This is a genomic window from Formosa agariphila KMM 3901, from assembly GCF_000723205.1.
GTDB lineage: Bacteria > Bacteroidota > Bacteroidia > Flavobacteriales > Flavobacteriaceae > Formosa > Formosa agariphila.
In genome coordinates this window covers 371,902-397,787 of sequence record NZ_HG315671.1, presented here as the reverse complement: position 1 = coordinate 397,787, position 25,886 = coordinate 371,902, and the positions used below count along the sequence as shown (strand labels likewise).

Here is a 25,886-nt window from a genome sequence, read left to right as displayed (position 1 = left end):
TATTACAATTAATTAGGGATTTAATTTACGAATTCATTATCGTTACAAACTACAAAAACGCAACAAATTTAATAATAAGCATAAGTCTTCTTAACAGTAAGATAATTTCAATACATAATATTCACCAAAATGAATAATTAATTCAAGTTTCGCTAAAATTATATTTTTCAAAATTAACTTTTGTTAACAATTATTTAAGATACCCTCATTTTTTCAGGGGTAAAAATGATTTAATCATAAAAATAAACCTTAACCCCCTATTTTTTTGTGGGTGTAAATACTTTTTACTTAGATTTGGCTCAACATTAACTCAACAATTCAATTTAATATGAAAAAAATCTTTACACTAGCACTCCTTTTTGCTACAATCAGCATTTATGCTCAGGACACAATAATTGAAGTAGAAGAAGTAGAAACAATTGAAACTAAAAAATTTACAATTAGCGGTAGCGTAGACGCGTATTACCAAACTTACTTAACAGCTCCCGACAATGAAGGCCAATCTTTCGGAACTGCATTTGCAGACCAAAGTGGTTTCGCTTTAGGAATGGGTAATGTTATTTTTTCTTACGAAGGTGCAAAAACAGGAGCTGTCCTTGATTTAGTAGTTGGACCAAGAGGTGCTGCTGCTACTTTTAATACAGATATTTTAGATGGAATAGTAAACCAAGCATACGTGTATTGGAATGTATCTGACAAAACAACATTAACGTTTGGTCGTTTTAACACCTTTTTAGGTTACGAAGTTATTGCACCTGCTGCAAACTTTAACTACAGTACGTCTTACTTATTCTCAAGCGGACCATTTTCGCATATGGGTTTAAAAGCTGATTTTGCAATTTCAGATGATTTTAGTTTAATGCTTGCTGTAACAAACCCTTGGGATGTTAACAACACATCTTACGATGGAGAATACGCTTTAGGCGCACAGTTAGGATACAAAGGACAATACTTGAACTTGTACTACGATAGCGGAGCCAATAGCGGATTAGGTTTCGAAATAGACTACACAGGTGGTTTCGATTTAACTGATGCTTTCTACTTAGGAATTAATGCTGCTTACGAAACAACTTCTTATGTTTTTGATGATGATGGAAATGAATTAGCTGACGACTTTACCAATGGATTTTATGGCGTAGCCTTATACCCACAATATACAACTAGCGATGCTTTTGCAGTAGGTTTAAGAGGTGAGTATTTTGGGTATCACGCTGAAGAAGGGGATACCTCTAGTGTTTTTGGATTAACCTTAACCGGAAGTTACACTATTGAAAGTTTAATTATTAAACCAGAAATTAGATTAGATTCATGGTCTGACGCTACACCATACTTAGATAATGATGGAGTTGCTACAGATAATTTAGCTGCTTTCACTGTAGCTGCTATATACGCATTCTAAATAAGATAAAATAAACTCCCTAACCTAGACAACCACGTCTAACCTAACTGTCGCTAATTACTAACCTTAATATTTTATTTATGATGTTATTATTAAACTCAACACCTGCCCTACAAGATGCTGCCGCTGTTGCCGCATCTGTAAAAGATGACATGGGAATGCTTTGGATGCTTATTGCAGGTATTTTAGTATTCTTTATGCAAGCAGGGTTTTTCCTTGTAGAATCTGGAATGACAGATTCTAAAAACGCAGTAAATATTGCCATGAAGAATTTCTTGGATATTGCTGTAGGATCTTTAGCTTTCTGGTTTATCGGATACTCTTTAATGTACGGTGCCGATGTTACAGAAGGAGGATTCTTTCACTGGAGTGGATTTATCTTCTCTCAAGGACCAGCAGATTTATTCTTCCAAACAGTATTCGCTGCAACAACTGCAACTATTGTATCTGGAGCAATTGCTGGACGTACAAAATACACAACGTATGCTATTTTTAGCATCATATTAACCGCTCTAATCTACCCTATCGCAGGTGGATGGGAATGGAATGGCGGATGGCTAAATGCTGAATGGATGCCAGCTGAATTTATCGATTTCGCAGGATCATCTATCGTACACTCTGTAGGAGGTTGGGCAGCTTTAGTTGCTGCTTGGATGGTAGGTCCAAGAATTGGAAAATTCCTTAACGGTAAGCCTGTAGAAATGCACGGTCACAACCAAATGTATGCCACTTTAGGAGTTTTCATCCTTTGGTTAGGATGGTTCGGATTTAACGGTGGTTCTCAATTAGCTTGGGGAGGCGACGATTCTGTTGCTGCTTCACAAGTTGTCTTAGTAACCAACTTAGCAGCTTCTGCCGGAGCATTAAGTGCTTTATTATTTACTTGGTTTAAAAACGGTAAACCAAATTTATCAATGACATTAAACGGAGCTCTTGCTGGTTTAGTTAGTATTACTGCTGGTTGTGGAAACATGAGCGAAGGTGGTGCTGTCTTAGCTGGATTAATTGGAGGTATTCTAGTAGTATTATCTATTGGTTTCATTGAAAAAACATTAAAAGTAGACGATGCTGTTGGTGCAATCTCAGTACACGGTGTAGCCGGAGTATGGGGAACCTTAGTTATCGGACTTTGGGGTATCGACGGAGATACTGGTATTGGATTATTTAATGGTGGTGGCGCTTCTCAATTATTAGCTCAAGCTATAGGAGTTGTTGCATACGCATTCTGGGCAATCGTATTATCGTACGTATTCCTTACAATTATCAAGAAAACTTGTGGTGGATTAAGAGTAACCGAAGAAGAAGAGATTGCAGGTCTTGATATTTCTGAACACGGTTCTATTGCTTACCACGGAAAAAGAACAAGAGAGTTTGAAGAATAAACCCTTAAAGTTATAACACTCAAAAAGATGCCTTGCCCAAAACAAGGCATCTTTTAACGTAACAACATTTCAAAAACTAAAAATTTATGAATACATTCAAATTAACTAAAATGATAAACCTTTTTTAATTATGAAAAAAATAGAAGCAATTATTAGAAAATCTAAATTCACTGAAGTAAAAAAAGCACTTCATGAAATCGGTGTTAATTTTTTCGCTTACTGGGATGTAACCGGACTTGGAAACGAGAAAACAGGACATGTATATAGAGGTGTTAGCTATAGCACCAGCGACATACAACGCAGATACCTTTCTATAGTAGTTAACGACAGCTTTGAAGACATTACAATTAAAACCATCCTTAAAGCAGCGCGAACAGGAGATGTAGGTGACGGAAAAGTATTCGTGTCGGACATTACAGAATGTTACAGAATTAGAACAGGAGAAAAAGGAGGAGAAACTTTAAAATAATAAACAAATAAACTTTTAATATGGAAGGATTAACTATTAATAATGTATGGATGATGGTCTGTACAGCGCTTGTTTTCTTTATGCACCTTGGATTTGCATTTTTAGAGATAGGCTTAACACGTCAAAAAAACACCCTTAACATACTTTTTAAAAATATTTTTATAATTTGTATTGGACTCTTACTCTATTGTTTAGTAGGATTTAATTTAATGTACCCTGGAGAATTTAATGGATTTATAGGATTTGCTGGATTCGGATTAGACTCTCCGCTTACTGCAGACGGCGCATTAGATTTAGCATATAACGAAGGCTACACATACTGGACAGATTTCTTATTCCAAGGGATGTTCGCAGCTACTGCAGCAACTATTGTTTCTGGAGCCGTAGCTGAACGTATGAAAATTGTGCCTTTCATGATTTTTGCTATTGTATACGTAGGTTTCGTTTACCCAATTGCTGGATCTTGGAAATGGGGTGGCGGATTCTTAGATGAATTAGGGTTTTACGATTTTGCAGGGTCTACACTTGTTCACTCTGTTGGAGGATGGGCAGCAGTTATAGCTGTTTGCTTATTAGGTCCTCGTATTGGAAAATTCCAAGACGGAAAACCTCAAGCGATTCCCGGTCATAACATCCCATTAGCTACTGCCGGAGTATTAATTCTTTGGTTAGGTTGGTTTGGTTTTAACGGTGGTTCTGTATTATCTGCAGACCCAGGATTAACATCTTTAACTTTAGTTACAACATGTTTAGCAGCTGCTACCGGAGGAGTAGTTTGTATGTTAGTTTCTACTGCAATGTTTAAAAACTTAGACTTAACAATGTTCTTAAATGGTATTCTTGGAGGATTAGTAGGTATTACTGCTGGAGCAGACCAAATGAGTCCTACAGATGCTATTATTATTGGGGCAGTTGCAGGAGCTTTAATTGTTTTTGCTGTAAGTTTTATTGATAAAGTAAAATTAGACGATCCTGTTGGAGCTATCGCTGTACACTTAATTTGTGGTATCTGGGGAACTTTAGCTGTTGGTATTTTCGGTAATTTAGCTGGAATGGATCAGTTTATCAGCCAATTAATTGGAGTTGCTAGTTACGCAGTATTTTGTATTGTTACCTCATTTATAATTATCTTTACTCTTAAGAAAACAATGGGAATTCGTGTTTCTGAAAAAGAAGAAATTGAAGGATTAGATGCACACGAGCACGGTATGGATGCATATCCAGACTTTAGAATGAACGAACACTAAACAGTCGTTTACACATAAATTAAAGGCTTTAGAATTTAGATTCTAAAGCCTTTTTTAATTTTTAGGTTTAATTAACAGCATGATATTTTGAATTTCTAATATTATACGTACTTTTGCTACCTAATAACGAGGAAAGATTTGACTGATTGCAACCTCCATAAAAAATGCTAAAGGACAGTATTTACTTCCTGAGACGTTTTCGTCAAATCCCCTCCATATTTAATAATTTAAATTAGATTATGGCATATTTATTTACCTCCGAAAGTGTGTCGGAAGGACACCCAGACAAAGTTGCAGACCAAATAAGCGACGCTTTAATAGATAATTTCTTAGCATTCGATAGTGAATCTAAAGTTGCTTGCGAAACTTTAGTAACTACGGGTCAAGTTATTCTTGCTGGTGAAGTAAAATCTAAAACCTATTTAGACGTTCAAAAAATAGCAAGAGACACGATTAATAAAATCGGTTACACTAAAGGCGAGTATATGTTCGATGGTAATTCTTGCGGTGTACTTTCTGCAATCCACGAACAATCTGATGATATTAGCAGAGGTGTCGATAGAGAAACTAAAGAAGAACAAGGAGCAGGAGACCAAGGAATGATGTTTGGTTACGCCACTAGCGAAACCGAAAACTTCATGCCTTTAGCTTTAGACTTATCGCATATGTTATTAAAAGAATTAGCCGCTTTAAGACGCGAAAATTCAGACATTACATATTTACGTCCAGACTCAAAAAGCCAGGTTACTATTGAATATAGCGACGACAACGTACCACAGCGTATAGAAGCCATTGTAATTTCTACGCAACACGATGATTTTGGAACAGACGACGCTATGTTGGCTAAAATTCGTGAGGATATTATTAAAATTTTAATTCCTCGTGTAATCGCTAAGTTACCAGAGCAAATTCAAAACCTATTTAACGACAATATTAAATACCACATTAACCCTACAGGAAAGTTCGTAATTGGTGGACCTCATGGAGACACAGGTTTAACTGGTCGTAAGATTATTGTAGATACTTACGGTGGAAAAGGTGCTCATGGTGGTGGCGCATTCTCTGGGAAAGACCCAAGTAAAGTAGATCGTAGTGCGGCTTACGCCACAAGACATATTGCAAAAAACTTAGTTGCTGCAGGTGTTTGCGAAGAAATATTAGTACAAGTATCTTACGCTATTGGTGTTGTTGAACCTATGGGAATTTACGTAAACACTTACGGTACATGCCCATTCAACATGACGGATGGAGAAATTGCTAATAAAATTTCTAGCATATTCGATATGCGTCCTAACGAAATAGAAAAACGTTTAAAATTACGTCAACCTATGTATAGCGAAACTGCTGCTTACGGACATATGGGAAGACAACCTGAAACAGTTACAAAAACGTTTGTACAACCAAATGGAGAATCTACAACTTTAGATGTAGAATTATTTACTTGGGAAAAATTAGATTACGTAGATGTGGTTAAAGCTGCATTCAACTTATAATAATTATATCGTAATATATAAAAGCCATTTTCTTAATTGAGGATGGCTTTTTTTTTGCACATTTACAGCAGTTAGTATCAATCTTATAGCTTGACTTAATACCATGAAAACACTATTTTTTTTCTTAATCTGTACACTTCTTTGTTTTAGTTGCAGTCAAGACGATACAGTAGATTGCTTTACACCACCCAATCCGTTTTACTTTGAAATTGTTGATGCAACAACAGAAGAAAACTTATTTACAAACGGTACATTTAAGGCTGAAGACATTACACTTATCAACATCTTAAACGAAAATACTCCTGTAGAATTTACTTTTATTACTGAAGACAATTACAATATAATTGATATTAATTCTGTTGGATGGCAAACCGAAATTGTAAATTTTGAATTAAAAGTTGAAGATGAAACTATTTTTAACCTTTATGTAGATGCCACACGTAAATCTGAAGATGGATGTAATTTCACAACGTTTAATAAAGTTGAAATCCAAAATGCAGCATACTTACTAGACAATGAGCTTGATTTATACAAAATACTTATGCAACCTTAAAAAGTATAATCATAAAAAAGCAAGCTATAATAGCTTGCTTTTTTGTGGGGAGAGTAGGATTCGAACCTACGAAGACGTAGTCAGCAGATTTACAGTCTGCCCTCGTTGGCCGCTTGAGTATCTCCCCAAAACCGGATGCAAATATATACCTTTTTTTAATATTTCAAATAAAAAATTTATCGTTTTTTACAATATTTATTTTAAGCCTTGATACTGAATAAATAAGAACTTAAAATAATTTTAAAATCATCTCAGTTTAAACACCTTTATAGAGAATACACAGCTCGTAATGTAACATATCTTGGCTGAATAAAATAATCTGTTGCACTTACAGAAATATCGCTTACACTACTCTGACTTTGCGTTTTTGTATTTAATAAGTTTGTTGCTTTCAGTTCAAATTCCCATTTACTATCTTCATCTTTTCTATAAGCTAAAGAGGCATTCCAAAATTCGTAATTGTTTATTGAAGCATCTTCATCTCTAAAATCATTATACGTATAATCTGTTTTAAATGTAAGCACCTTCCAAATTAGGGCATCAAACTCTACACGAGGAGAAGATGTAAAATATTTTGTACGTCTATCGCCTTGATCTGAATCTTGTATACTATAATTATAACCAATCTCAAAATTAGGTGCATCTCTAAAATTAGAACTTAATTCTAAACCATAATTTTGGGTGTAATTCTCGTTTATAGATCTTTCATTTTGAATAAACTGATTAAACTTAGAGTAATTAAACTGTGCGTTTGCAGAAGCTCTAAATTTACCAACTTGTTTTTGAAACCTTCCGCTAGCAGATAGCGTTTCATCTGCGTAAGCCGAATTGAATGGTGAATTAGATCGAATTACACTTTCGAAATTTGTTATATTTCTAATGTTATCTATACTTTTATTATAGTTAATATTCGCAAACACATTGGTGTAATTAAATAAGTTAAAACTAGAATATCGTAATCGCACGGCGTGAGAAATGGCATTATCTAAACCTTCATTTCCGTAGAAAAATGAATTGTAATCATTCATTACTAAGCCTATTGCTAATTGCGTAACATCGGTGAATTGTGTTTCCATATTATAGCTAAGCGATAATTGTTCACTCTTTTTAAGCTGAAGACGCACATCTAAATCTGGAAGAAACTTAAAAAAGTTATCATTATACTTTTCACCAAACTGTTCGTTGTTACTGCTATAACTATGCATTGTAGCACCTGGAGTAATTGTAAATATACCTGTTTTTAACGTATAATGTGCCCCAACGTACACATCTGAAAATGTATAATCTATATTATTTACACCTAATCCATCGTTAATAGTGGGTGTAGGATCGAAAGTAGAACCATCGTCTAAAACTTGAAAAATGCTTGAATTAAATTTCTGTTGACTGTAAATTGTTCCTAAAGTGAAATTTATATTACTCTTAGCATTTAACACATTGTAGTAATCTACTTTAGCATCTAACTGATTAGATTTTACACGCTTATCCTGATTCACATTATAATCCATCTGCAAATTATCTAATCCCAATGCATCCGCAGCATCTACATAAGTGCTTTTTTCTTCAATAATTGCATTGTAAAAAGGATCTTCGTCTTGCCATAAATGCTGACCTTCAAAAGCAAAAATGTGTTTATCACTTAACGTGTAATAATAATTTAAATTCTGATTGATACTATACGGACTAGACGATTCATTTTGTAACGTATTTCCAATTATTGAGGATACCTCTACTTGATCTTGATTCTCTTTAGACAACCTACCTACAACATCGTAATCTAGCTGGTTATTTTCATTAGGCTGATAACCTACACTAAGTTTTAACATGCCCAAATCGCTACTTTGTTGTGTTTTACTTTCTGTAATTTCGTCTGGCACACCCAAATCGGTGTTTGTATAAGTAATACTATTATTTTCTTGAAGACCAATTCTATTACTTACAAAAATTCCAAAACCACTAAACGTTAGCGTTTCTTTAGGTGAGTAACTAAAATTTGCTGCACCAAATTTGGTATTAATATCCTGCGCCCTATTATTCTGAAGTGAAGCAAATCCAAGACTATTAGAACCTAAATCTATATTTGTACCACTACTTCTGCTTGGAGCTTTAAAACCACCTGTGAAATTGAAATAATCTCGTCTTGTAAAAGCTATTTCTCCTATATTATTTAAATCTCCAATAATGTTAATACTGTACTTTGGACTATAATAAAACAGTTTTGGCTGAACCACATACAAACCATCTTCGTCTGCTACTCCAGCCCCAGCAGTGATATCTCCGAACCAGAAATTCTTTTTACCTTCTTTTAATTTAATATTTATAGCAACATTATCTTGATTATTAGTTACAGTTCGTAATTGTCCTATTTCTGCAAAATTCTTTAAAACCTCAACCTTATCTACTGCATTAGAGGGAATATTTTCTGTTGCCAATTTAGAATCGCCATCAAAAAAATCTTTACCATCTACCATAACTTTAGTCACGACATTTCCCTCTACCTCGATTTGTCCGTCGTCGTTTATCTCTACTCCCGGTAATTTCTTTAATACATCTTCCAGTTTACGTTCTGTACCGTTTTTAAATGAATCAGCATTATAAACAATGGTATCTCCCTTTACGGTAACAGGCATTTCGTAAGTCAATTCGATTTCATCTAAAGCATTATCGCTACTTAATACAAATGTTTTATAGACATTTTTATCTGTAGTTTCAATAGCAATCTGTTCGGTTTTCATTCCTATATAACTCACCTGAACATTATATTTAGAATTCTTAGACACTGCTAATTTATAAACACCATCTTGATCGGTAATCCCATAAGATTCTAATGCTTGACTTTCGGTATTTATGGCAATAATATTTGCCAATTCTAAAGGGTTTCCAATGCTATCTTTAACAACACCTTCTAATTTTAATTGCCCAAAACTTAAGTTTACAGCAAACAGCAACAGTACTATTAATACATTTTTCATGTCTCGTTTTTATTCTTTAATCTTCAGTACTATTAATTAGCGTCTTCTACCTCCTGGACCACGATTACCTCGCATTTCACGCATTTCTACCATTTTCTCTGCTACAATCTTATCATATTCTGCTTGCGTAACCTCTTTTCCTTTTTTAGGTGCTGTAATTTCAGCATCGTCTTTAGAGTTCAACACAATTTTAGAACATAGAATTGTTGTTTTATCAGCATTAATTCCTAAAATTAAACCTGGTAAACCCCAGTAATCTCCTGGCCCTTGATTAACCGGAATTTGAGGCGTGTACCAAGCCGTTACTACAATTTCTTTTGTTGTTTCTTTGTCGTCTTTCTTATCGTCATCTTCACCTCTTCTAGGACCTCCAAAACCTATTACATCTGCATTACTTACTACTTTTACGGCTGTAGCTTTAAAACATGTATACTGCCCGATTTGCTTAGATTCACTTTCCATTTTCCAAGCAAACTTTGGCAAACTGTCTTTAATTAAGAATTGTTTTCCAAAAAACTCTTGATCAACAATAACCTGATTGGTTTTTATATTTTTGTATTGCGGTCCTGCAGAAAGATCTAAACCTCTAAATCCTCTTCCGCCACCACTTGAAACTGACTCTAATTTTTCTTCCTCTTTATAAATTGATTCTGAACGATTAAACGATAAAATATATGTTTTTTCTAACATCGATTTCATACGCTCTGCAATCCTTTTTTTCTGCTCTTCACTTATTTGTCTGTCTCCAAAATCTGGCATTTGGGCAGTCGTTTTAGATTCATAATACGCTTTTCCTTGAAAATCTGCCTGTGCATTTACTTGCGAAGTAATTGCTGTGATTACACATACTAATGCGAGTTTAAAAAATTGTGATTTCATATTTGATTGTAATTAATTTAGGTTCCTATATTGTATTAAGACTTTAAATTTTATGATTCGTTTAATGCTTTATCGATTTTTATTCTGATAAACAGCTTCAACAAATTCATCTTGAAGTATTCAATAAAATAATGATAGTAATTTTGTACTTTTCACCTATGAAATTTACCCTTTACATCTTCTTGCTTTCAACTCTAGTTCTACACAGTCAGACCACTGTAACAGCAACCTTGAAAACATCGTCTAAACTAGATGTTACGGAGTTTGTTGACGCTGATAATTTAGGAACTACTTATTATATCAATCAGAACGAATTTTCTAAGCAATCACCACAACAAACCTTACATTATACCAATCTTCAACTTGGACACATTAACGATGTAAACACATTTAATCCATTACGGTTAAATCTTTTTTATCGAAATTTTAATACGATTATTATTCTAGATAATCGCTTGGCCGAAATTTTCAAAATAGATTTCAATAGTATTTCACCTTATAGAAATCCTTCGCATGTATCTACGGGTTACGACACAACGCTGTGGTTATTTAATGACAACACACAACAATTAGAACTTTTCGATTATAAAACAAACACCCTTCGCGCGTCGACTACGCCTATAAACTCTGAAGTCTTAGATATTACAAGTAACTACAATTGGTGTTGGCTACTTACTAAAGAGTATTTATATCAGTTTAATTATGTAGGCTCATTGGTTCAAAAAATTAAAAATGAAGGATTTACAAAATTGGATGAAAGCAACGAAAATATTGTCCTTCAAAAAGACAACGAATTATTTTACTTAAAAAAAGACACTTCTAGTTTTATTAAAATAAACTTACCCGATTTATTAATAAAACAGTTTTTGCTTACCAATGAAACCTTGTATATTTACAACCTGAAAACTCTGAATCAATTCCATTTAAAAACCTCATAAGCTATGCATGTTGCAATTGCCGGAAATATTGGCGCTGGAAAAACGACGCTAACCAAATTACTAGCGAAACATTTTAACTGGGAAGCCCAATTAGAGGATGTTGTAGATAACCCGTATTTAGACGATTTTTATAACCAGATGGAACGTTGGAGTTTTAATCTTCAAGTGTACTTTTTAAACAGCCGCTTCAGACAAGTCCTTCAGATTAGAGAAAGCGGAAAAGATATAGTTCAAGACCGAACAATTTACGAGGATGCTCATATTTTCGCCCCTAACTTACACGCTATGGGCTTAATGACAAATCGTGACTTTGAGAATTACCGCTCGCTTTTCGATTTAATGGAATCTGTAGTTCAAGGACCAGATTTATTAATTTACTTAAGAAGTTCTATACCAAATTTAGTAGGACAAATTCAAAAACGTGGTCGTGATTACGAAAACTCAATTAGCATTGATTACTTAAGCCGATTGAACGAACGTTACGAGGCTTGGATACATGGATACAACAAAGGAAAACTTTTAATTATAGATGTAGACAATTTAGATTTTGTAGACAATCCTGAAGATTTAGGTTATGTAATTAACAGAATTGATGCCGAAATAAACGGTTTATTCTAACATATTACTTAATAAACCCACTTGCTTTTGCATGATCTATAGCCTCTTTACTAGAATTTACTAATAAAGCTGGTGTTGTTTTATAAGTGTCGAATAGCCCTTTTACACGGATACTTTTTTCCTTGTGATCTACAGATCTTAAATAAATAGCTAAAATACGTTTCGGAAATAATTCTGCAATCTCTATATAAATATCGGCATCATGTTCGCCACTATCCCCAATAAGAATAAAGTTTAGTTCGGGATACATTTTCAAAATATTTATAATCTCCTTTTGCTTTTCAGGCTTTTCGCTAGTTTTTTTCCTTTTAAAAATACTATTCATACTCCGTAACAAAATCGGTCCTTTAGGAAAATTGTTCGTTTTTAGAAAAAATTCTAAATACCTATATAAGTTCCACGGACTATGACTCACGTAAAAAATAGGATTGGCATTCGTCCCCGAAGCCCCGCGATGTAACATATGATAAAATGCCGCAGCACCTTCTAAAGGAATGCGTTTAAAAGCCCCTTTAAAAAAAGTATTTATAAGTACACGCCATTTTAGAAACGAGGCAACGCCTGTATGAATTATAGTATCGTCTATATCGCTAATTACTCCATATTCTGCAGACATAGAAGGAATTAAAATTTCGGCAGGAAATCTATTTTCTTTGGTAATTTTTCGTTTAATATTTACATCGTTATAAGACGCAATAACTTTTAACCAACCTTCTTTATTGGTAAGAGTATTTAAATCTTGAAGTGTTTCTTCTGATTTAAAATAACCGTGAGAATCTGTTTTTACTTTAACAACCTTATTATTTGGCAAACGCAGATTTAATTCTACGTTTTTCACCTCGTCACTTTCAAAGCGTTTATAAGTATTTATTAGAAGTTTGAATAACCCCTTCTGCTCCAAATCTATTGTTTCATCTTCTAGTGCACGCCCGCGTAAATAAAATCGCGAATGTGTTCCGTAACTCTGAAATGCAATTATTTGTAAAGGATCTTTTTTAAACATTTTTAACCATAAAACTTAGTGTAAAAATACCGGTTTATTATTAAATTTAATAAAAATTAGATATTAAAAAAACCGTCTAAAAAATTACTTTCTAGACGGTTTTAAATATACCTAATTCAGCATTTATTTTCTTCTGTTTTTAATGAATTGATTTACATCTTCACCTTCATAAACTACAGTTTCAATAATCTCTTTACCATCTACTGTTTTTATAACGGTTACTTCTGCAACTTTTTCGCCAGTTTCATCAACACTAATCTCAATTTCTCTTCTAACCTCTTGAATTACTTCAGTTTGATTAGTAAGACCCTCGGTATTATAATTCGCTAAATTATCTGCTGTTAACGCAATACTTGGAGCAATAACTAAAGCAACTACCGACATTAATTTTAAAAGAATGTTTAAAGACGGTCCTGAGGTATCTTTAAACGGATCCCCAACAGTATCTCCTACAACTGCAGCTTTATGTGCATCTGTACCTTTTCTACCTTGTTCTTCTATTGTTTTTTTAGCATTATCCCATGCACCACCGGCGTTAGACTGAAAAATAGCCATTAATACCCCACAAGATGTTACTCCCGCAAGTAATCCTCCTAACATTTCTGCACCACCAATAAAACCAACTGCTACAGGCACCGCAATAGCTAATAATCCTGGTAACACCATTTCTCTAATCGATGCTTTTGTAGAAATATCGATACATTTACCATAATCTGCAACACCATCGGCTTTGTCAAAAATAGCACGATCTTCTGGAGAAGCTTTAGTCATATCTGAGTCATATTTTCTCATCACACCTAAAGCCGCTTTTAATTCTGGAATATCTCTAAATTGACGACGGACTTCTTCTATCATAGCCATAGCCGCACGCCCCACTGCATTCATAGATAAAGCAGAAAATACAAAAGGTAACATAGCTCCTACTAAAAGTCCTGCCATAATTCCTGGATGAGACACATCGATAGCCGTTACGTTTGCTGTTTTCATAAACGCTGCAAAAAGCGCTAAAGCTGTTAAGGCTGCCGACGCAATTGCAAACCCTTTTCCTACTGCTGCGGTAGTATTACCTACAGCATCTAATTTATCTGTACGTTCACGTACTTCACTTGGCAATTCTGCCATTTCTGCTATACCTCCTGCATTATCACAAATAGGTCCATAAGCATCTACAGCCAATTGAATTCCTGTATTTGCTAACATTCCTACTGCTGCAATAGCAATACCATATAATCCTGCATAATGGTGTGAAATAATAATTGCAGCTGCAATTAATAAAATCGGAATTGCTGTAGACATCATCCCTACACCTAAACCTGCAATAATATTTGTTGCAGAACCTGTTTCCGATTGTTTTACAATAGACATTACTGGTTTTTTACCCGTTGCAGTATAATACTCTGTGATTTTACCAACACCAAGACCGGCAACTAAACCGGCAACAGTTGCCATAAATACACCCCAAGACCCAAAAGGTAAACCTTCTACCGACTCAGGAATTAATGACCCAATTATAAAATAAGATGCAACTACCATTAATCCAGCAGATCCAAACTCTCCAATATTTAGTGCTGTTTGTGGATTACCACCATCTTTTACTCTTACGAAGAATGTTCCTAGTATAGACATTACAATACCTACCGCTCCAAGAACTAAAGGTAAATATACAGCGCCTAAACCATCAAATTCTGGAGTTAGAATATAAGCTCCTAGAACCATTGTACCAATTATAGAACCAACATACGATTCGAATAAATCGGCACCCATACCAGCTACATCTCCAACATTGTCACCCACATTATCTGCAATAGTTGCAGGGTTTAAAGGGTGATCTTCTGGAATACCAGCTTCAACTTTACCAACTAAATCGGCACCTACATCGGCAGCTTTAGTATAAATACCTCCACCAACACGAGCAAATAGTGCTATAGATGATGCTCCTAAAGAAAATCCTGAAAGCACATTTAAAACCATTGCTAAGTTTTCTGCACCTGGCCACATGTTTTGGTATAACATAAATAAACCACTTAACCCTAGAATACCTAAACCAACAACACCTAAACCCATTACAGCACCTCCAGCGAAAGCCACTTCTAGTGCCCTGCCAAGCGAAGTTCTTGCCGCTTGTGTTGTTCTTACATTGGCTTTGGTTGCTACTTTCATTCCGATAAATCCGGCAAGTGCAGAACAAATAGCTCCTACAATAAAGGATAGGGCTACAATTCCACTTGATCCGACTTCAGAAACACCTTTAAAATACAGCAGTACGGCTACAGCAGCCACAAATACAGCCAAAACCTTATACTCTGCTTTTAAAAATGCCATAGCACCATCTGCTATGTTTTTAGCAATACGTGACATTTTCTCGTCACCTACTTCTTGCTTAGATACCCATCCACTTTTTAGAAAAACGAAAATTAATGCGAGGATTCCAAAAAACGGTAAAAATTTAATTAAATATTCCATATTCAATATTAATTTAGAAAAGTTAGTTATTTACATATCTATAAAAATACCAAAATTAAAGACACAAAAAAACCACATTTGTCAGTTTAAATGTGGTTTTTTTACTATTTTATAAAATATACGATTAAATTTTGAAATCGCCGCGTTCTTTGTGCTCGCTATTATTGTAACGTTCTACACATTCGTGATAAACTTTTAGTGCTGTTACTGCATCACTCCATCCACCGGTATCTACTTTCTTTTTTTCTAAATCTTTATACACTTGAAAAAAGTGTTCAATTTCTTTTAAACGGTGTGGGTTTAAATCTGATATATCGTTTTTGTTATTCCAAATTGGATCTGAAACCGGTACACAAATAATTTTTTCATCTGGCCCTTTTTCATCGGTCATATGAAACACTCCAATTGGACGAACTTCCATTACCGTCATTGGGTAAGTTGGTTGATGTCCTAATACAAGTACATCTAATGGATCTTTATCTAAAGCTAAGGTTTCTGGAATAAAACCATAATCTCCAGGGTACATCATTGAAGAAAATAGCATTCTGTCGAATCTAATTTTATGTAAATCAAAATCGTATTCGTATTTATTTCTACTTCCCTTAGGAATTTCTATTAATACATCAAAAGTTTCGTGTTTTTCTGGACTCATATTAACTGTGTTTTATAAAGGTAAATGTACTGAACACTATAATTATAGGCAACCTAAAAATGAATTGATTTCAGATTATCTTAATTATAACGTTGTAAATTGATAATTTGTAAATAAAAAGACGATAAAACTAAAAATAAAATCCAAAACTACCTGTTACTCCAAAATTACGAGCACTAGGATTCTCTAAATAATTACCTCTAAAATTAAAATCTATTCTAAATACTTTAAAAATATTACCAATTCCAAAACTATATTCATAATACACTTTTTCACTCGGTGCATTATATGGCACATTCGATGCACTTAGTGCAATATTCTCTTCTGAAATTTCTCCCCAAACTCCTCTTAATCCTATAATTTCTCTTAAGTTTAATTTATTTAGAAATGGAATACGCGAAAACAATCGGCCATTGAAGTTATGCTCCATGTGAGCAGACACGTATGTATCTGTAATAAACTCGTAATAATCTAGCTGAGAGAATGTATTATATACCGAAAAGTAAGCTTGGTTTCCTGGCACAACGCTAAGTAATCCTAAAGGCACTTCTCCAAAGGTCTTTCCTGCTTCTACCGTAGTTAATAACCGTCCAAAACCACCAACTTGCCAAGGCTGTGTATACGAAAATTGTAATTTTGTATAATCGAAATCACTTTTCATTAAGTTTTTTTCACCATGACTTACTTGTGCAAATAGAGTCGCAAAGTTATTATTAGCTCTTGCGCGTTCTACACCGTAACCTGTCATTCGTCTGTTAGGGTAATATGTTACAGACAATGCCGTTTCAAATTGTTTCAATTCTGAAGCAATTTCTGTAAATGTATCGTCTGTATAATAATCTAAATTAAAGGAGTCTGAAGCAGAACTCAAGGTTCTAAAATCGGCTCCCAAGCGGAATACAACATTTTTAATAGGTTCCAATTCAAATGCTAAACTGGTTAATTCTATATTAGATAATTTGTCGTTTGTCCCTTTTGCAAATAATGCAGAAGAAGCTAAACTTCGGCCTAAAACATCTGTAGACGTTGTTAAACTTGCCCCTATTTGTTCTATATCTTTACGGTGACCTCCAGAGATTATAAATCGGTTTTCTTTATTGATTAACCATTTTCCAGAAATACCGTATTTTATTTTCTTGTCTCTAAACCCATAAGCGCCAAACCCTTCTAATCGCCAAGGATCATTAGCTCCAAAATACGTACGTCCACCTCCACGAATACGCAAGCCTTCTACTTCGTTATATCCAAAACTAGAAAACAATGGTCCATAATCCATGTTTAACTCATCAATTTCTACATATCCAGATGCCAAAACTGTACCTGCACTATATAAGCGTTTAAACTTTTTAACGGTTTGTAATGTATCCAGCATTTTATAAACACCTTTTTCATCTTTGCTTAAGGTTTCTTGTCTATTAGCTTCCCAAAACTCGTCATCTCGATTGTAGGTATCTTCATTATACTCGAAAACTTCTTCATTATAAAAATCATCTGCATGAGGTTTATCAAATTGATAGTTATCGTATAGAGTAGTACGTTTTCCATATACACCTCGAGCATCATCTTTTTTCTTAAAAGCAAAATCCGACATAAAATAGTCTCGTTTTATAAGAAATATGGAATCGTTTAAAACATCAAACTCTTGTTCTATATAAATTTCTTTTACCCAATTTATATTTGCGCTTTTTGAAGCTTGCATGTTTATTTTTTTAATCGCAAACGTTGAGTCGTTCACCCAAAAATCACCTTTAAAGGTTAACTCATTTTTACGACGCGGATAATAAATAATATTATAACACCATTTATTATCTATATATGCACTATCTGACAGGACATAATTATATACGTTTATCCCTGTTTTTGATAATGGACTAACAAAACTTTTATCGAAGAATTTAAGATAGTTTTCGTACACATCGTACTGCGAATACAAGTCTTTAATGAAATCTAAAATGAATTGATTATTACTAAAACCAGACATTTTGTTTCCTTTTAAAACATCGCGTTCTTTTGAAGTTACATTATTACCATATACTTTACTCGCCGATTCGTTTACAAAAATGGGTAAGTAGGTTTTTCCTGTAACGTTAGAGGTATCTACAGATTCAAAGACAAATTCCATGCCTTTAAAAATTCTGCTTTCCATTAAAGAACTGTCTATGGTATTTAAATCGAATTCAATTTTTTCGTACTTGTCGTATTCGTACTGATCGAATTTACGAAGGCCATTTCTTCGTTTATGCTCCCATATTTTTCTTAAAATATCTATTGCGGGATTATTTTTTTTAGGTTGTTTTCCGGTTACAATTACAACTTCGTCTAATTGTGCGGTTTCCTCCTCTAAAACGACTTTTAAGTTGTAATTTGATTTTTTAGGTAATGGAATTTCTTTTGTTATATATCCAATAAATGAAACTGAGAGTGTCTCCCAATTGGAATCTGATTCCATGTAAAATTTACCATCTTCGTTGGTAATTGTTCCCTGTGATGATCCTTTAAAAATAACGTTAGCATAAGCTACAGGTTCGTTATTTTCGTCAAAGACGTTTCCGCTAACTTTTGTTTGGGCTAGTATAGATAGACATCCTAGGAGGAAAAATGTGAGGCTAAGTTTTAAATTCATAGTTAAAAAAAAACTTCATCAGCAATGAATCATGTTGATGAAGTTTTAAATATACAGTATAAAGTAATTTACTTTTTATACATTACTTTTTTTACAGCCTTAACAACGTCGTTGCTGTTAGGTAACCATTCTGCCAATAATTCTGGAGAATAAGGTGCAGGAGTATCTGCTGTATTTATTTTTTCAATTGGTGCATCTAAATAATCGAATGCTTGTGACTGTACTTGGTAAGTAATCTCTGTAGATACATTTCCAAATGGCCATGCTTCTTCTAAAATTACTAATCTATTCGTTTTCTTAACAGATTTTAAAACAGCGTTAATATCTAACGGACGAACAGTACGTAAATCGATAATTTCGCAAGACACGCCTTCTTTAGCTAAATCGTCTGCTGCTTTGTAAGCTTCTTTGATGATTTTACCAAAAGATACGATAGTAACATCTGTACCTTCTCTTTTAATATCGGCAACTCCAATTGGTAAAACATACTCACCATCTGGCACTTCACCTTTATCACCATACATTTGCTCACTTTCCATGAAAATTACTGGATCGTCATCACGAATAGCTGCTTTTAAAAGTCCTTTAGCATCATAAACGTTAGAAGGTACTACAACTTTTAAACCAGGTGTGTTAGCAAACCAGCTTTCGAAAGCTTGAGAGTGCGTTGCCCCTAATTGTCCTGCAGATGCAGTTGGTCCTCTAAATACGATTGGACATTTAAACTGCCCACCAGACATTTGTCTAATTTTTGCAGCGTTGTTTATAATTTGATCAATTCCGACTAGCGAAAAGTTAAAGGTCATATACTCTACGATTGGCCTGTTACCAGTCATTGTAGATCCAACAGCTATTCCTGCAAAACCTAATTCAGCAATTGGTGTATCGATAACACGTTTTGCACCAAACTCGTCTAACATTCCTTTTGATGCTTTGTATGCACCGTTGTATTCAGCAACTTCTTCACCCATTAAGTAAATGCTCTCATCTCTGCGCATTTCTTCACTCATGGCTTCACAAATCGCTTCTCTGAATTGAATTGTTCTCATGTATCTAATTTTATAAGACCACAAAAATAACAATAAATGCAAAACTTTCTACAAAAGAATTCTTATTAATTTATTAAATCAAAAGAAATTTTTAAAAACAGCTTAAATCAAGCTAAAACAGTGATAAGAATATTTTTATTTTACTGAAAACAACACTGCTATCCCAGCTAGATTTGCTTTAAATAAAGTAAAAATCTAAAATCAATATTTTTAACTCCATAAAACATGTGTCTCTATGTACGCAACATGTATTAAAACAGCTCCTGATTAATATGTGCTTTAAAACTTAAATTCAACGTTTATTCTTTACTTTTTTTTACATAAAAAGATGAATGGTAAAAGAGATTGGCATTTTCACTCTTAGAACCATAAATTCAACATTCGGCAAAAATTAACGCTTTTTTTAACATTTTTACTATGCATGCATAGTAAAAATTCAATAAAATTCAATAACTTCGTAACCAGATAAAACTATACTTATATATAACAAACAAATATTATGAAAATATTAGTGTGTATTAGTCACGTTCCAGATACGACTTCTAAAATAAATTTTACAGAAGGCGATACAAAATTTGATACCAACGGCGTTCAATTTATAATTAACCCAAACGACGAATACGGATTAACCCGTGCCATGTGGTTTAAAGAAAAACAAGGTGCAACTGTAGATGTTGTAAATGTTGGTGGACCAGAAACCGAACCTACGTTACGTAAAGCTTTAGCACTTGGTGCAGATGGCGCAATTCGTGTTAACACCCCAGCCTTAGATGGTTATGCCGTAGCAGAACAACTAGCAAAAGTGGTAACAGATGGTGCTTACGATTTAGTAATTGCCGGTAGAGAATCTATAGACTACAATGGCGGTATGGTGCCAGGCATGCTTGCTGGTTTAATAGATGCTAACTTTATAAATACATGTATTAGCTTAGACATTGATGGTACTAATGTTAAAGCCATTCGTGAAATTGATGGCGGTAAAGAAACTGTAACAACAACTTTACCTTTAGTAGTAGGCGCACAAAAAGGATTGGTTGATGAAAGCGATTTACGTATCCCGAACATGCGAGGTATTATGATGGCTCGTAAAAAACCTTTAACAATTTTAGAACCTGTAGACGCATCTACTGAAACCGTTTCTGTTAAATTCGAGAAACCAACTCCTAAAGGCGCTGTGACTTTAGTGTCTCCAGATAATTTAGATGAACTAGTTAATTTACTTCATAACGAAGCTAAAGTCATTTAATCACATTTCAATACAACAAACAATTTTTATTGGAATTTAAAATCAAAACATTATGTCAGTTTTAGTATATACAGAATCAGAACAAGGTAAATTTAAAAAAGTAGCTTTCGAAGTTGCTTCTTACGCCAGAGCTGTTGCCGACCAATTAGGGACATCAGTTACTGCAATTTCTATTAATGCTGAAGACCCTTCGGTTTTAGGAACTTATGGTGTAACCAAAGTATTAAATGTTAAAGACGCTAAGTTAGATGCGTTTAATGCAAAATCTTATGCCAATGTTATTAATCAAGCAGCCACCGAAGAAGGCTCTAAAGTTGTAATTGTTAGTTCTAGCGCAGACAGTAAATATTTAGCACCATTATTAGCAATCGCTTTAAAAGCGGGATATGCCTCTAATGTTGTTGCCGCGCCTTCAAGCGTATCTCCATTTACGGTTAAACGTACAGCGTTTACAAACAAAGCATTTAACGAAACAAGCATCAGTACAGATATAAAATTAGTAGGACTGTCTAAAAATTCGTTCGGATTAAAAGAACAAGCTACCGAAGCTGAAGTTACTAATTATTCACCATCTATTCCTGAAAACGGCGTTCATGTTGAATCTGTAGATAAAGCCACAGATAAAGTAACCATAGCCGATGCAGAAATTGTAGTGTCTGGAGGTCGCGGATTAAAAGGTCCAGAAAACTGGGGTATGATTGAAGAATTAGCTGAAGTATTAGGCGCTGCTACCGCATGTTCTAAACCAGTTTCGGATTTAGGATGGAGACCACATGGCGAACACGTTGGACAAACAGGAAAACCTGTAGCAGCAAATTTATATATTGCTATCGGAATTTCGGGAGCAATTCAACACTTAGCAGGAATAAACGCATCGAAAGTAAAAGTCGTTATCAATACAGACCCAGAAGCACCTTTCTTTAAGGCTGCAGATTACGGTGTGGTTGGCGATGCCTTCGAGGTTGTACCTGCCTTAATTGAAAAATTAAAAGCCTTTAAAGCACAAAACGCTTAATTTTTTTTAACTTGTAATCATAAAATAAAGACTGTTTAAAAGATTCCCATCTTCCAAATTTGAAGGAATTTACTCATTTTCGTTTTTTAATTTTCTCAAAAAACATAGAATAGGTTTGGTAAAGTCCCAATTTAAACAGTCTTTTGTGTTTTTAAATTATGAGTTTAGTTAGACTAAATATAAAAGGAATTTCCTACAGCCAAACGCAAAATGGCGCTTACGCTTTAATACTCAATGAGGTAAACGGTGATCGTAAATTACCTATAGTCATTGGGGCATTCGAAGCACAATCTATTGCCATAGCTCTTGAAAAAGAGATTAGGCCTCCACGTCCATTAACACACGATTTATTTAAGAATTTTTCAGACAGATTTGATATTACTATCAAGCAGGTTATTATTCATAAACTTGTAGATGGTGTATTTTATTCAAGTCTGATTTGCGAGCGTGATAAAATTGAAGAAATTATAGATGCTCGAACTAGCGACGCTATTGCTTTAGCATTACGTTTTCAGGCACCCATTTTTACGTATAAAAACATTTTGGATAAAGCTGGTATTTATTTAAAAGTGAATCCAGATAAAGACAATGAAACATCGCATGATGAAGATGTTTTAGTTGAAGATTTAGTGGCCGAAGAACTTGAAACCTCATCGAGTGAAGACATATACAACGCTAAAACTTTAGATGAATTAAATAAATTATTAGCTGAAGCAGTTATGAACGAAGATTATGAAAAAGCTGCCCAAATTCGAGATGAAATCTCGAAACGATAAAGCCCTCTAAAAGTATGAAACACCTTTTATTTGCACTTGCTCTTGTTTTCTCCGGATTATTTTGTGGTGCTCAAGCACAAAGTATAGAAAAACTATGGCAACTAGACCAACTTCAAAACAAAATTGAAGATTCTACACAAACTGCAAATAAAACCTTTGAAACTTTAAATCTTCAAGACGGAGAATTTAAAATTACATTTAAAGATCAAAATGCAATACCTTCTACTGGAGATTATATGCATCAGAATAAATTATTGGTGTTTTATTACAGCTCACCTACAGATGATATTCAACATTTTAAGATTTCAGAATTAACAGATTCTACTTTAGTTTTTTCAGAAAAGCAAAACACCTATACCTTCCGCAGTATAGAATCAGATTTAAAAGCTGCAATTGCTACAGCAGAACAAGACACGATAATTCCTAGTCAAGGATTTTCTACAAATAGCTTATTACGTGGTTTACTAGGAATGTTAGTTTTACTACTAATTTGTTACCTCTTAAGCAGTAATAGAAAAGCTATAAACTGGAAAACCATTGGAGTGGGATTAGGTGCTCAGGCCATACTTGCAATAGGTGTTCTTAAAATTGAATTTGTACAAGACGCTTTTGAATTTGTAGGTAAAATATTCGTAAAAACATTAGAATTCACCCAAGCTGGAAGTCAGTTTCTATTGGGAGACATGATGAATGTTGACAGCTTTGGTTTTATATTCGTATTTCAAATTTTGCCAACTATTATCTTCTTTTCAGCTTTAACATCGGTATTATTTTATTTAGGTATTATTCAAATTGTAGTGAAAGGATTAGCTTGGGTATTAACTAAATTATTAGGTATTTCTGGAGCAGAGAGTTTAAGTGTTGCAGGAAATATATTTTTAGGTCAAACTGAAGCTCCATTAATGATTAAAGCCTATCTAGAACGCATGACACGTTCTGAGATTCTCCTTGTTATGGTTGGTGGAATGGCTACTGTAGCTGGTGGTGTTTTAGCAGCATACATAGGGTTTCTAGGAGGTGAAGATCAAGCCTTAAAAATATTTTATGCAAAGCATTTATTAACAGCATCTGTAATGGCTGCTCCTGGAGCTATTGTAATTTCTAAAATGCTATACCCACAACAAGAAAAAATTAATTCGGAAATAGAAGTCACTCAAGAAAACATTGGCTCTAACATATTAGATGCTATTGCCAACGGAACTACAGAAGGTTTAAAACTTGCTGCCAATGTTGGTGCTATGTTATTGGTTTTTGTGGCATTTATTGCAATGATTAATTATGGTTTTGGAAAAATTGGACTTATTGGTGGTTTCAACACTTGGATTGCAGAACACACACCATATAAAGCCTTTTCATTAGAATTTATTTTAGGGTATCTATTTTCTCCTTTAATGTGGATTATTGGTGTTGCAAAACAAGATATGGCACTTATGGGACAATTACTCGGGATTAAACTAGCTGCCAGCGAATTTGTAGGCTATATTCAATTAGCCGAATTAAAAAACATCGCAAATCCAATTCATTTTAAATTCGAAAAATCGATTATCATGGCCACTTATATGTTATGCGGATTTGCAAACTTTGCATCAATCGGTATTCAAATTGGAGGTATTGGATCCTTAGCACCTGGACAACGTAAAACCTTATCAGAATTTGGTATCCGTGCTTTAATTGGTGGTACTATCGCCTCTTTATTATCAGCAACAATTGCTGGTATGATTATCGGGTAACAGCGTCCTTTGGGCATTCCCATAAAAGGGGAAAACTATTTATATATTAGATTTAGATTACACCTTAAATAAAATCTTCTTTTATTATTTTTGCAGTTATTAATTTTTAAAGTTTCTTCCTTTTTTGGAAGACTGAAGATGGGCTCATGAAACAATATTTAGACCTTGTAAACCACGTTTTAGAAACAGGAAACGAAAAAGGAGACCGCACAGGAACGGGAACAAAGAGTGTGTTTGGTTATCAAATGCGCTTCGATTTAAGTGAAGGTTTCCCGATGGTTACCACCAAAAAACTGCATTTAAAATCTATTATTTACGAATTGCTTTGGTTTTTAAAAGGCGACACCAATATAAAGTACTTAACCGATAACGGTGTTAAAATTTGGAATGAATGGGCCGATGAGAATGGCAACTTAGGTCCTGTTTACGGACACCAATGGCGCAATTGGAACAATGATGAAATAGACCAAATTAAAGAGATTATTGAAACTCTTAAAACCAACCCGAATAGCAGACGCATGCTTGTTTCTGCTTGGAACCCGTCTGTACTTCCAGATACGTCTAAATCTTTTAGCGAAAATGTAGCCGAAGGAAAAGCAGCATTACCACCTTGTCATGCTTTTTTTCAGTTTTACGTCGCCGATGGAAAATTATCGTGTCAATTATATCAACGTAGTGCAGATATCTTTTTAGGAGTCCCTTTTAATATTGCATCGTATGCATTATTCACGATGATGATGGCTCAAGTTTGTGGTTACCAAGCTGGAGATTTTATCCACACATTTGGAGATGCCCACATCTATAGCAATCATATGGAACAAGTAAAACTGCAGTTAAGTAGAGATACAAAACCGCTTCCTAAAATGATTTTAAATCCGGACGTAAAAGATATCTTCGATTTTAAATTCGAAGATTTTAGTTTAGAAGATTATAACCCTCATCCGCATATAAAAGGTGCGGTAGCGATATAGAATAAAAAGGCGTTTCTAACTTTAGAAACGCCTTTTTTTTATATTATAGACTTAATACGCTATTCTCTGCTCCTGCAAAATCATTCCATACTTGAGCATCTGCTTCAGCTTCATTTTGAAACTCTCCATCAACCAAATATCTAAATTCGTATGATTTTTCAGCATCTAAACTTACAGCGCCTTTAAACGTTCCGTTTTTCAACTTTTTTAAAGGATTCGCTTTCGTATCCCACTCATTAAAACAACCAACTACAGTTACCTCTTTAGCGTCCTCAGCTGGCACTGTAAATGTAACTTTACAAACAGGCTTACTTTTTAAATATTGTTTTGAAATTGCCATAAATATTATTTTTTGATAGTATAAAAGTATGAAAGAATTTTCTATCGTCATACTAATAATGCCCTCTA

At 34.2% G+C, this 25,886-nt stretch carries 21 protein-coding genes and 1 tRNA gene; 13 read left to right on the top strand and 9 right to left on the bottom strand.

What is annotated here, in order from left to right; all coding sequences use genetic code 11:
* Positions 1 to 328 precede the first annotated feature (328 nt).
* From BN863_RS01635 to BN863_RS01610, 6 genes are all read left to right on the top strand, one after another.
* Positions 329 to 1,399: an outer membrane beta-barrel protein gene (locus BN863_RS01635; RefSeq protein ID WP_038526673.1), complete on the top strand. Its 1,071-nt coding sequence runs from the start codon at positions 329 to 331 to the stop codon at positions 1,397 to 1,399.
* Between the two features lie 80 nt (positions 1,400 to 1,479).
* The gene (locus BN863_RS01630; RefSeq protein WP_038526670.1) at positions 1,480 to 2,781 is read left to right on the top strand and encodes an ammonium transporter; all 1,302 of its coding nucleotides are present in this window, start codon (positions 1,480 to 1,482) and stop codon (positions 2,779 to 2,781) included.
* A gap of 130 nt (positions 2,782 to 2,911) precedes the next feature.
* A complete protein-coding gene (locus BN863_RS01625; RefSeq protein WP_038526667.1) occupies positions 2,912 to 3,250 on the top strand; it encodes a P-II family nitrogen regulator in 339 nt (112 codons plus the stop codon).
* Between the two features lie 20 nt (positions 3,251 to 3,270).
* Entirely contained in the window at positions 3,271 to 4,497 is a 1,227-nt protein-coding gene (locus BN863_RS01620) for an ammonium transporter (RefSeq protein ID WP_038526664.1), read from the top strand.
* A gap of 239 nt (positions 4,498 to 4,736) precedes the next feature.
* Complete coding sequence (gene metK, locus BN863_RS01615; RefSeq protein WP_038526661.1) at positions 4,737 to 5,990, top strand: methionine adenosyltransferase; 1,254 nt, start codon at positions 4,737 to 4,739, stop codon at positions 5,988 to 5,990.
* A 103-nt stretch (positions 5,991 to 6,093) separates the two neighbouring features.
* Positions 6,094 to 6,543: a hypothetical protein gene (locus BN863_RS01610; RefSeq protein ID WP_038526658.1), complete on the top strand. Its 450-nt coding sequence runs from the start codon at positions 6,094 to 6,096 to the stop codon at positions 6,541 to 6,543.
* A 45-nt stretch (positions 6,544 to 6,588) separates the two neighbouring features.
* Here BN863_RS01610 and BN863_RS01605 read toward each other — a convergent pair.
* From BN863_RS01605 to BN863_RS01595, 3 genes are all read right to left on the bottom strand, one after another.
* A tRNA-Tyr gene (locus BN863_RS01605) sits at positions 6,589 to 6,670 on the bottom strand.
* A gap of 139 nt (positions 6,671 to 6,809) precedes the next feature.
* A complete protein-coding gene (locus BN863_RS01600) occupies positions 6,810 to 9,515 on the bottom strand; it encodes a TonB-dependent receptor (RefSeq protein ID WP_038526655.1) in 2,706 nt (901 codons plus the stop codon).
* A gap of 36 nt (positions 9,516 to 9,551) precedes the next feature.
* On the bottom strand, positions 9,552 to 10,394 hold the full coding sequence (locus tag BN863_RS01595; RefSeq protein WP_038526652.1) for a GLPGLI family protein: 843 nt from the start codon (positions 10,392 to 10,394) through the stop codon (positions 9,552 to 9,554).
* A 158-nt stretch (positions 10,395 to 10,552) separates the two neighbouring features.
* On the opposite strand from BN863_RS01595, the gene BN863_RS01590 reads away from it, so the two are divergent.
* Together BN863_RS01590 and BN863_RS01585 are read left to right on the top strand one after the other, a co-directional pair.
* On the top strand, positions 10,553 to 11,332 hold the full coding sequence (locus tag BN863_RS01590; protein ID WP_038526650.1) for a hypothetical protein: 780 nt from the start codon (positions 10,553 to 10,555) through the stop codon (positions 11,330 to 11,332).
* A 3-nt stretch (positions 11,333 to 11,335) separates the two neighbouring features.
* Entirely contained in the window at positions 11,336 to 11,950 is a 615-nt protein-coding gene (locus BN863_RS01585; protein ID WP_038526647.1) for a deoxynucleoside kinase, read from the top strand.
* A 4-nt stretch (positions 11,951 to 11,954) separates the two neighbouring features.
* Here BN863_RS01585 and BN863_RS01580 read toward each other — a convergent pair whose 3' ends face one another.
* The 5 genes from BN863_RS01580 to BN863_RS01560 all read right to left on the bottom strand — a co-directional run bounded on the left by BN863_RS01580 (position 11,955) and on the right by BN863_RS01560 (position 19,740).
* A complete protein-coding gene (locus tag BN863_RS01580) occupies positions 11,955 to 12,953 on the bottom strand; it encodes an App1 family protein (RefSeq protein ID WP_038526644.1) in 999 nt (332 codons plus the stop codon).
* A 123-nt stretch (positions 12,954 to 13,076) separates the two neighbouring features.
* Entirely contained in the window at positions 13,077 to 15,416 is a 2,340-nt protein-coding gene (locus BN863_RS01575; RefSeq protein ID WP_051774428.1) for a sodium-translocating pyrophosphatase, read from the bottom strand.
* Between the two features lie 124 nt (positions 15,417 to 15,540).
* Positions 15,541 to 16,068: an inorganic diphosphatase gene (locus BN863_RS01570; protein ID WP_038526641.1), complete on the bottom strand. Its 528-nt coding sequence runs from the start codon at positions 16,066 to 16,068 to the stop codon at positions 15,541 to 15,543.
* Between the two features lie 130 nt (positions 16,069 to 16,198).
* A complete protein-coding gene (locus BN863_RS01565; RefSeq protein ID WP_038526638.1) occupies positions 16,199 to 18,691 on the bottom strand; it encodes a DUF5686 family protein in 2,493 nt (830 codons plus the stop codon).
* A 68-nt stretch (positions 18,692 to 18,759) separates the two neighbouring features.
* The gene (locus BN863_RS01560; RefSeq protein ID WP_038526636.1) at positions 18,760 to 19,740 is read right to left on the bottom strand and encodes a pyruvate dehydrogenase complex E1 component subunit beta; all 981 of its coding nucleotides are present in this window, start codon (positions 19,738 to 19,740) and stop codon (positions 18,760 to 18,762) included.
* 499 nt (positions 19,741 to 20,239) lie between these two features.
* On the opposite strand from BN863_RS01560, the gene BN863_RS01555 reads away from it, so the two are divergent.
* From BN863_RS01555 to BN863_RS01535, 5 genes are all read left to right on the top strand, one after another.
* On the top strand, positions 20,240 to 20,986 hold the full coding sequence (locus BN863_RS01555; RefSeq protein ID WP_038526634.1) for an electron transfer flavoprotein subunit beta/FixA family protein: 747 nt from the start codon (positions 20,240 to 20,242) through the stop codon (positions 20,984 to 20,986).
* A 52-nt stretch (positions 20,987 to 21,038) separates the two neighbouring features.
* On the top strand, positions 21,039 to 22,001 hold the full coding sequence (locus BN863_RS01550; RefSeq protein WP_038526632.1) for an electron transfer flavoprotein subunit alpha/FixB family protein: 963 nt from the start codon (positions 21,039 to 21,041) through the stop codon (positions 21,999 to 22,001).
* 158 nt (positions 22,002 to 22,159) lie between these two features.
* A complete protein-coding gene (locus BN863_RS01545) occupies positions 22,160 to 22,777 on the top strand; it encodes a bifunctional nuclease family protein (protein ID WP_038526629.1) in 618 nt (205 codons plus the stop codon).
* Positions 22,778 to 22,791: 14 nt separating this feature from the next.
* Entirely contained in the window at positions 22,792 to 24,507 is a 1,716-nt protein-coding gene (locus BN863_RS01540) for a NupC/NupG family nucleoside CNT transporter (protein WP_038526626.1), read from the top strand.
* Between the two features lie 146 nt (positions 24,508 to 24,653).
* Positions 24,654 to 25,478 (top strand): thymidylate synthase, encoded by an 825-nt coding sequence (locus BN863_RS01535; protein WP_038526623.1) that lies wholly within the window; start codon positions 24,654 to 24,656, stop codon positions 25,476 to 25,478.
* Between the two features lie 43 nt (positions 25,479 to 25,521).
* On the opposite strand, the gene BN863_RS01530 is transcribed toward BN863_RS01535, so the two are convergent.
* A complete protein-coding gene (locus BN863_RS01530) occupies positions 25,522 to 25,818 on the bottom strand; it encodes an isoamylase early set domain-containing protein (RefSeq protein ID WP_038533005.1) in 297 nt (98 codons plus the stop codon).
* Positions 25,819 to 25,886 lie beyond the last annotated feature (68 nt).

What these genes read in the sequence shown, in the direction of transcription:
- BN863_RS01590 (WP_038526650.1), top strand. Translation starts at nt 10,553, where the DNA reads ATGAAATTTACCCTTTACATCTTCTTGCTTTCAACTCTAGTTCTACAC.
- BN863_RS01570 (WP_038526641.1), bottom strand. Translation starts at nt 16,068, where the DNA reads ATGAGTCCAGAAAAACACGAAACTTTTGATGTATTAATAGAAATTCCT.
- BN863_RS01625 (WP_038526667.1), top strand. Translation starts at nt 2,912, where the DNA reads ATGAAAAAAATAGAAGCAATTATTAGAAAATCTAAATTCACTGAAGTA.
- BN863_RS01595 (WP_038526652.1), bottom strand. Translation starts at nt 10,394, where the DNA reads ATGAAATCACAATTTTTTAAACTCGCATTAGTATGTGTAATCACAGCA.
- BN863_RS01560 (WP_038526636.1), bottom strand. Translation starts at nt 19,740, where the DNA reads ATGAGAACAATTCAATTCAGAGAAGCGATTTGTGAAGCCATGAGTGAA.
- BN863_RS01565 (WP_038526638.1), bottom strand. Translation starts at nt 18,691, where the DNA reads ATGAATTTAAAACTTAGCCTCACATTTTTCCTCCTAGGATGTCTATCT.
- BN863_RS01550 (WP_038526632.1), top strand. Translation starts at nt 21,039, where the DNA reads ATGTCAGTTTTAGTATATACAGAATCAGAACAAGGTAAATTTAAAAAA.
- BN863_RS01610 (WP_038526658.1), top strand. Translation starts at nt 6,094, where the DNA reads ATGAAAACACTATTTTTTTTCTTAATCTGTACACTTCTTTGTTTTAGT.
- BN863_RS01530 (WP_038533005.1), bottom strand. Translation starts at nt 25,818, where the DNA reads ATGGCAATTTCAAAACAATATTTAAAAAGTAAGCCTGTTTGTAAAGTT.
- BN863_RS01545 (WP_038526629.1), top strand. Translation starts at nt 22,160, where the DNA reads ATGAGTTTAGTTAGACTAAATATAAAAGGAATTTCCTACAGCCAAACG.
- BN863_RS01585 (WP_038526647.1), top strand. Translation starts at nt 11,336, where the DNA reads ATGCATGTTGCAATTGCCGGAAATATTGGCGCTGGAAAAACGACGCTA.
- BN863_RS01580 (WP_038526644.1), bottom strand. Translation starts at nt 12,953, where the DNA reads ATGTTTAAAAAAGATCCTTTACAAATAATTGCATTTCAGAGTTACGGA.
- BN863_RS01620 (WP_038526664.1), top strand. Translation starts at nt 3,271, where the DNA reads ATGGAAGGATTAACTATTAATAATGTATGGATGATGGTCTGTACAGCG.
- BN863_RS01555 (WP_038526634.1), top strand. Translation starts at nt 20,240, where the DNA reads ATGAAAATATTAGTGTGTATTAGTCACGTTCCAGATACGACTTCTAAA.
- BN863_RS01630 (WP_038526670.1), top strand. Translation starts at nt 1,480, where the DNA reads ATGATGTTATTATTAAACTCAACACCTGCCCTACAAGATGCTGCCGCT.
- BN863_RS01540 (WP_038526626.1), top strand. Translation starts at nt 22,792, where the DNA reads ATGAAACACCTTTTATTTGCACTTGCTCTTGTTTTCTCCGGATTATTT.
- BN863_RS01600 (WP_038526655.1), bottom strand. Translation starts at nt 9,515, where the DNA reads ATGAAAAATGTATTAATAGTACTGTTGCTGTTTGCTGTAAACTTAAGT.
- BN863_RS01535 (WP_038526623.1), top strand. Translation starts at nt 24,654, where the DNA reads ATGAAACAATATTTAGACCTTGTAAACCACGTTTTAGAAACAGGAAAC.
- metK (WP_038526661.1), top strand. Translation starts at nt 4,737, where the DNA reads ATGGCATATTTATTTACCTCCGAAAGTGTGTCGGAAGGACACCCAGAC.
- BN863_RS01635 (WP_038526673.1), top strand. Translation starts at nt 329, where the DNA reads ATGAAAAAAATCTTTACACTAGCACTCCTTTTTGCTACAATCAGCATT.
- BN863_RS01575 (WP_051774428.1), bottom strand. Translation starts at nt 15,416, where the DNA reads ATGGAATATTTAATTAAATTTTTACCGTTTTTTGGAATCCTCGCATTA.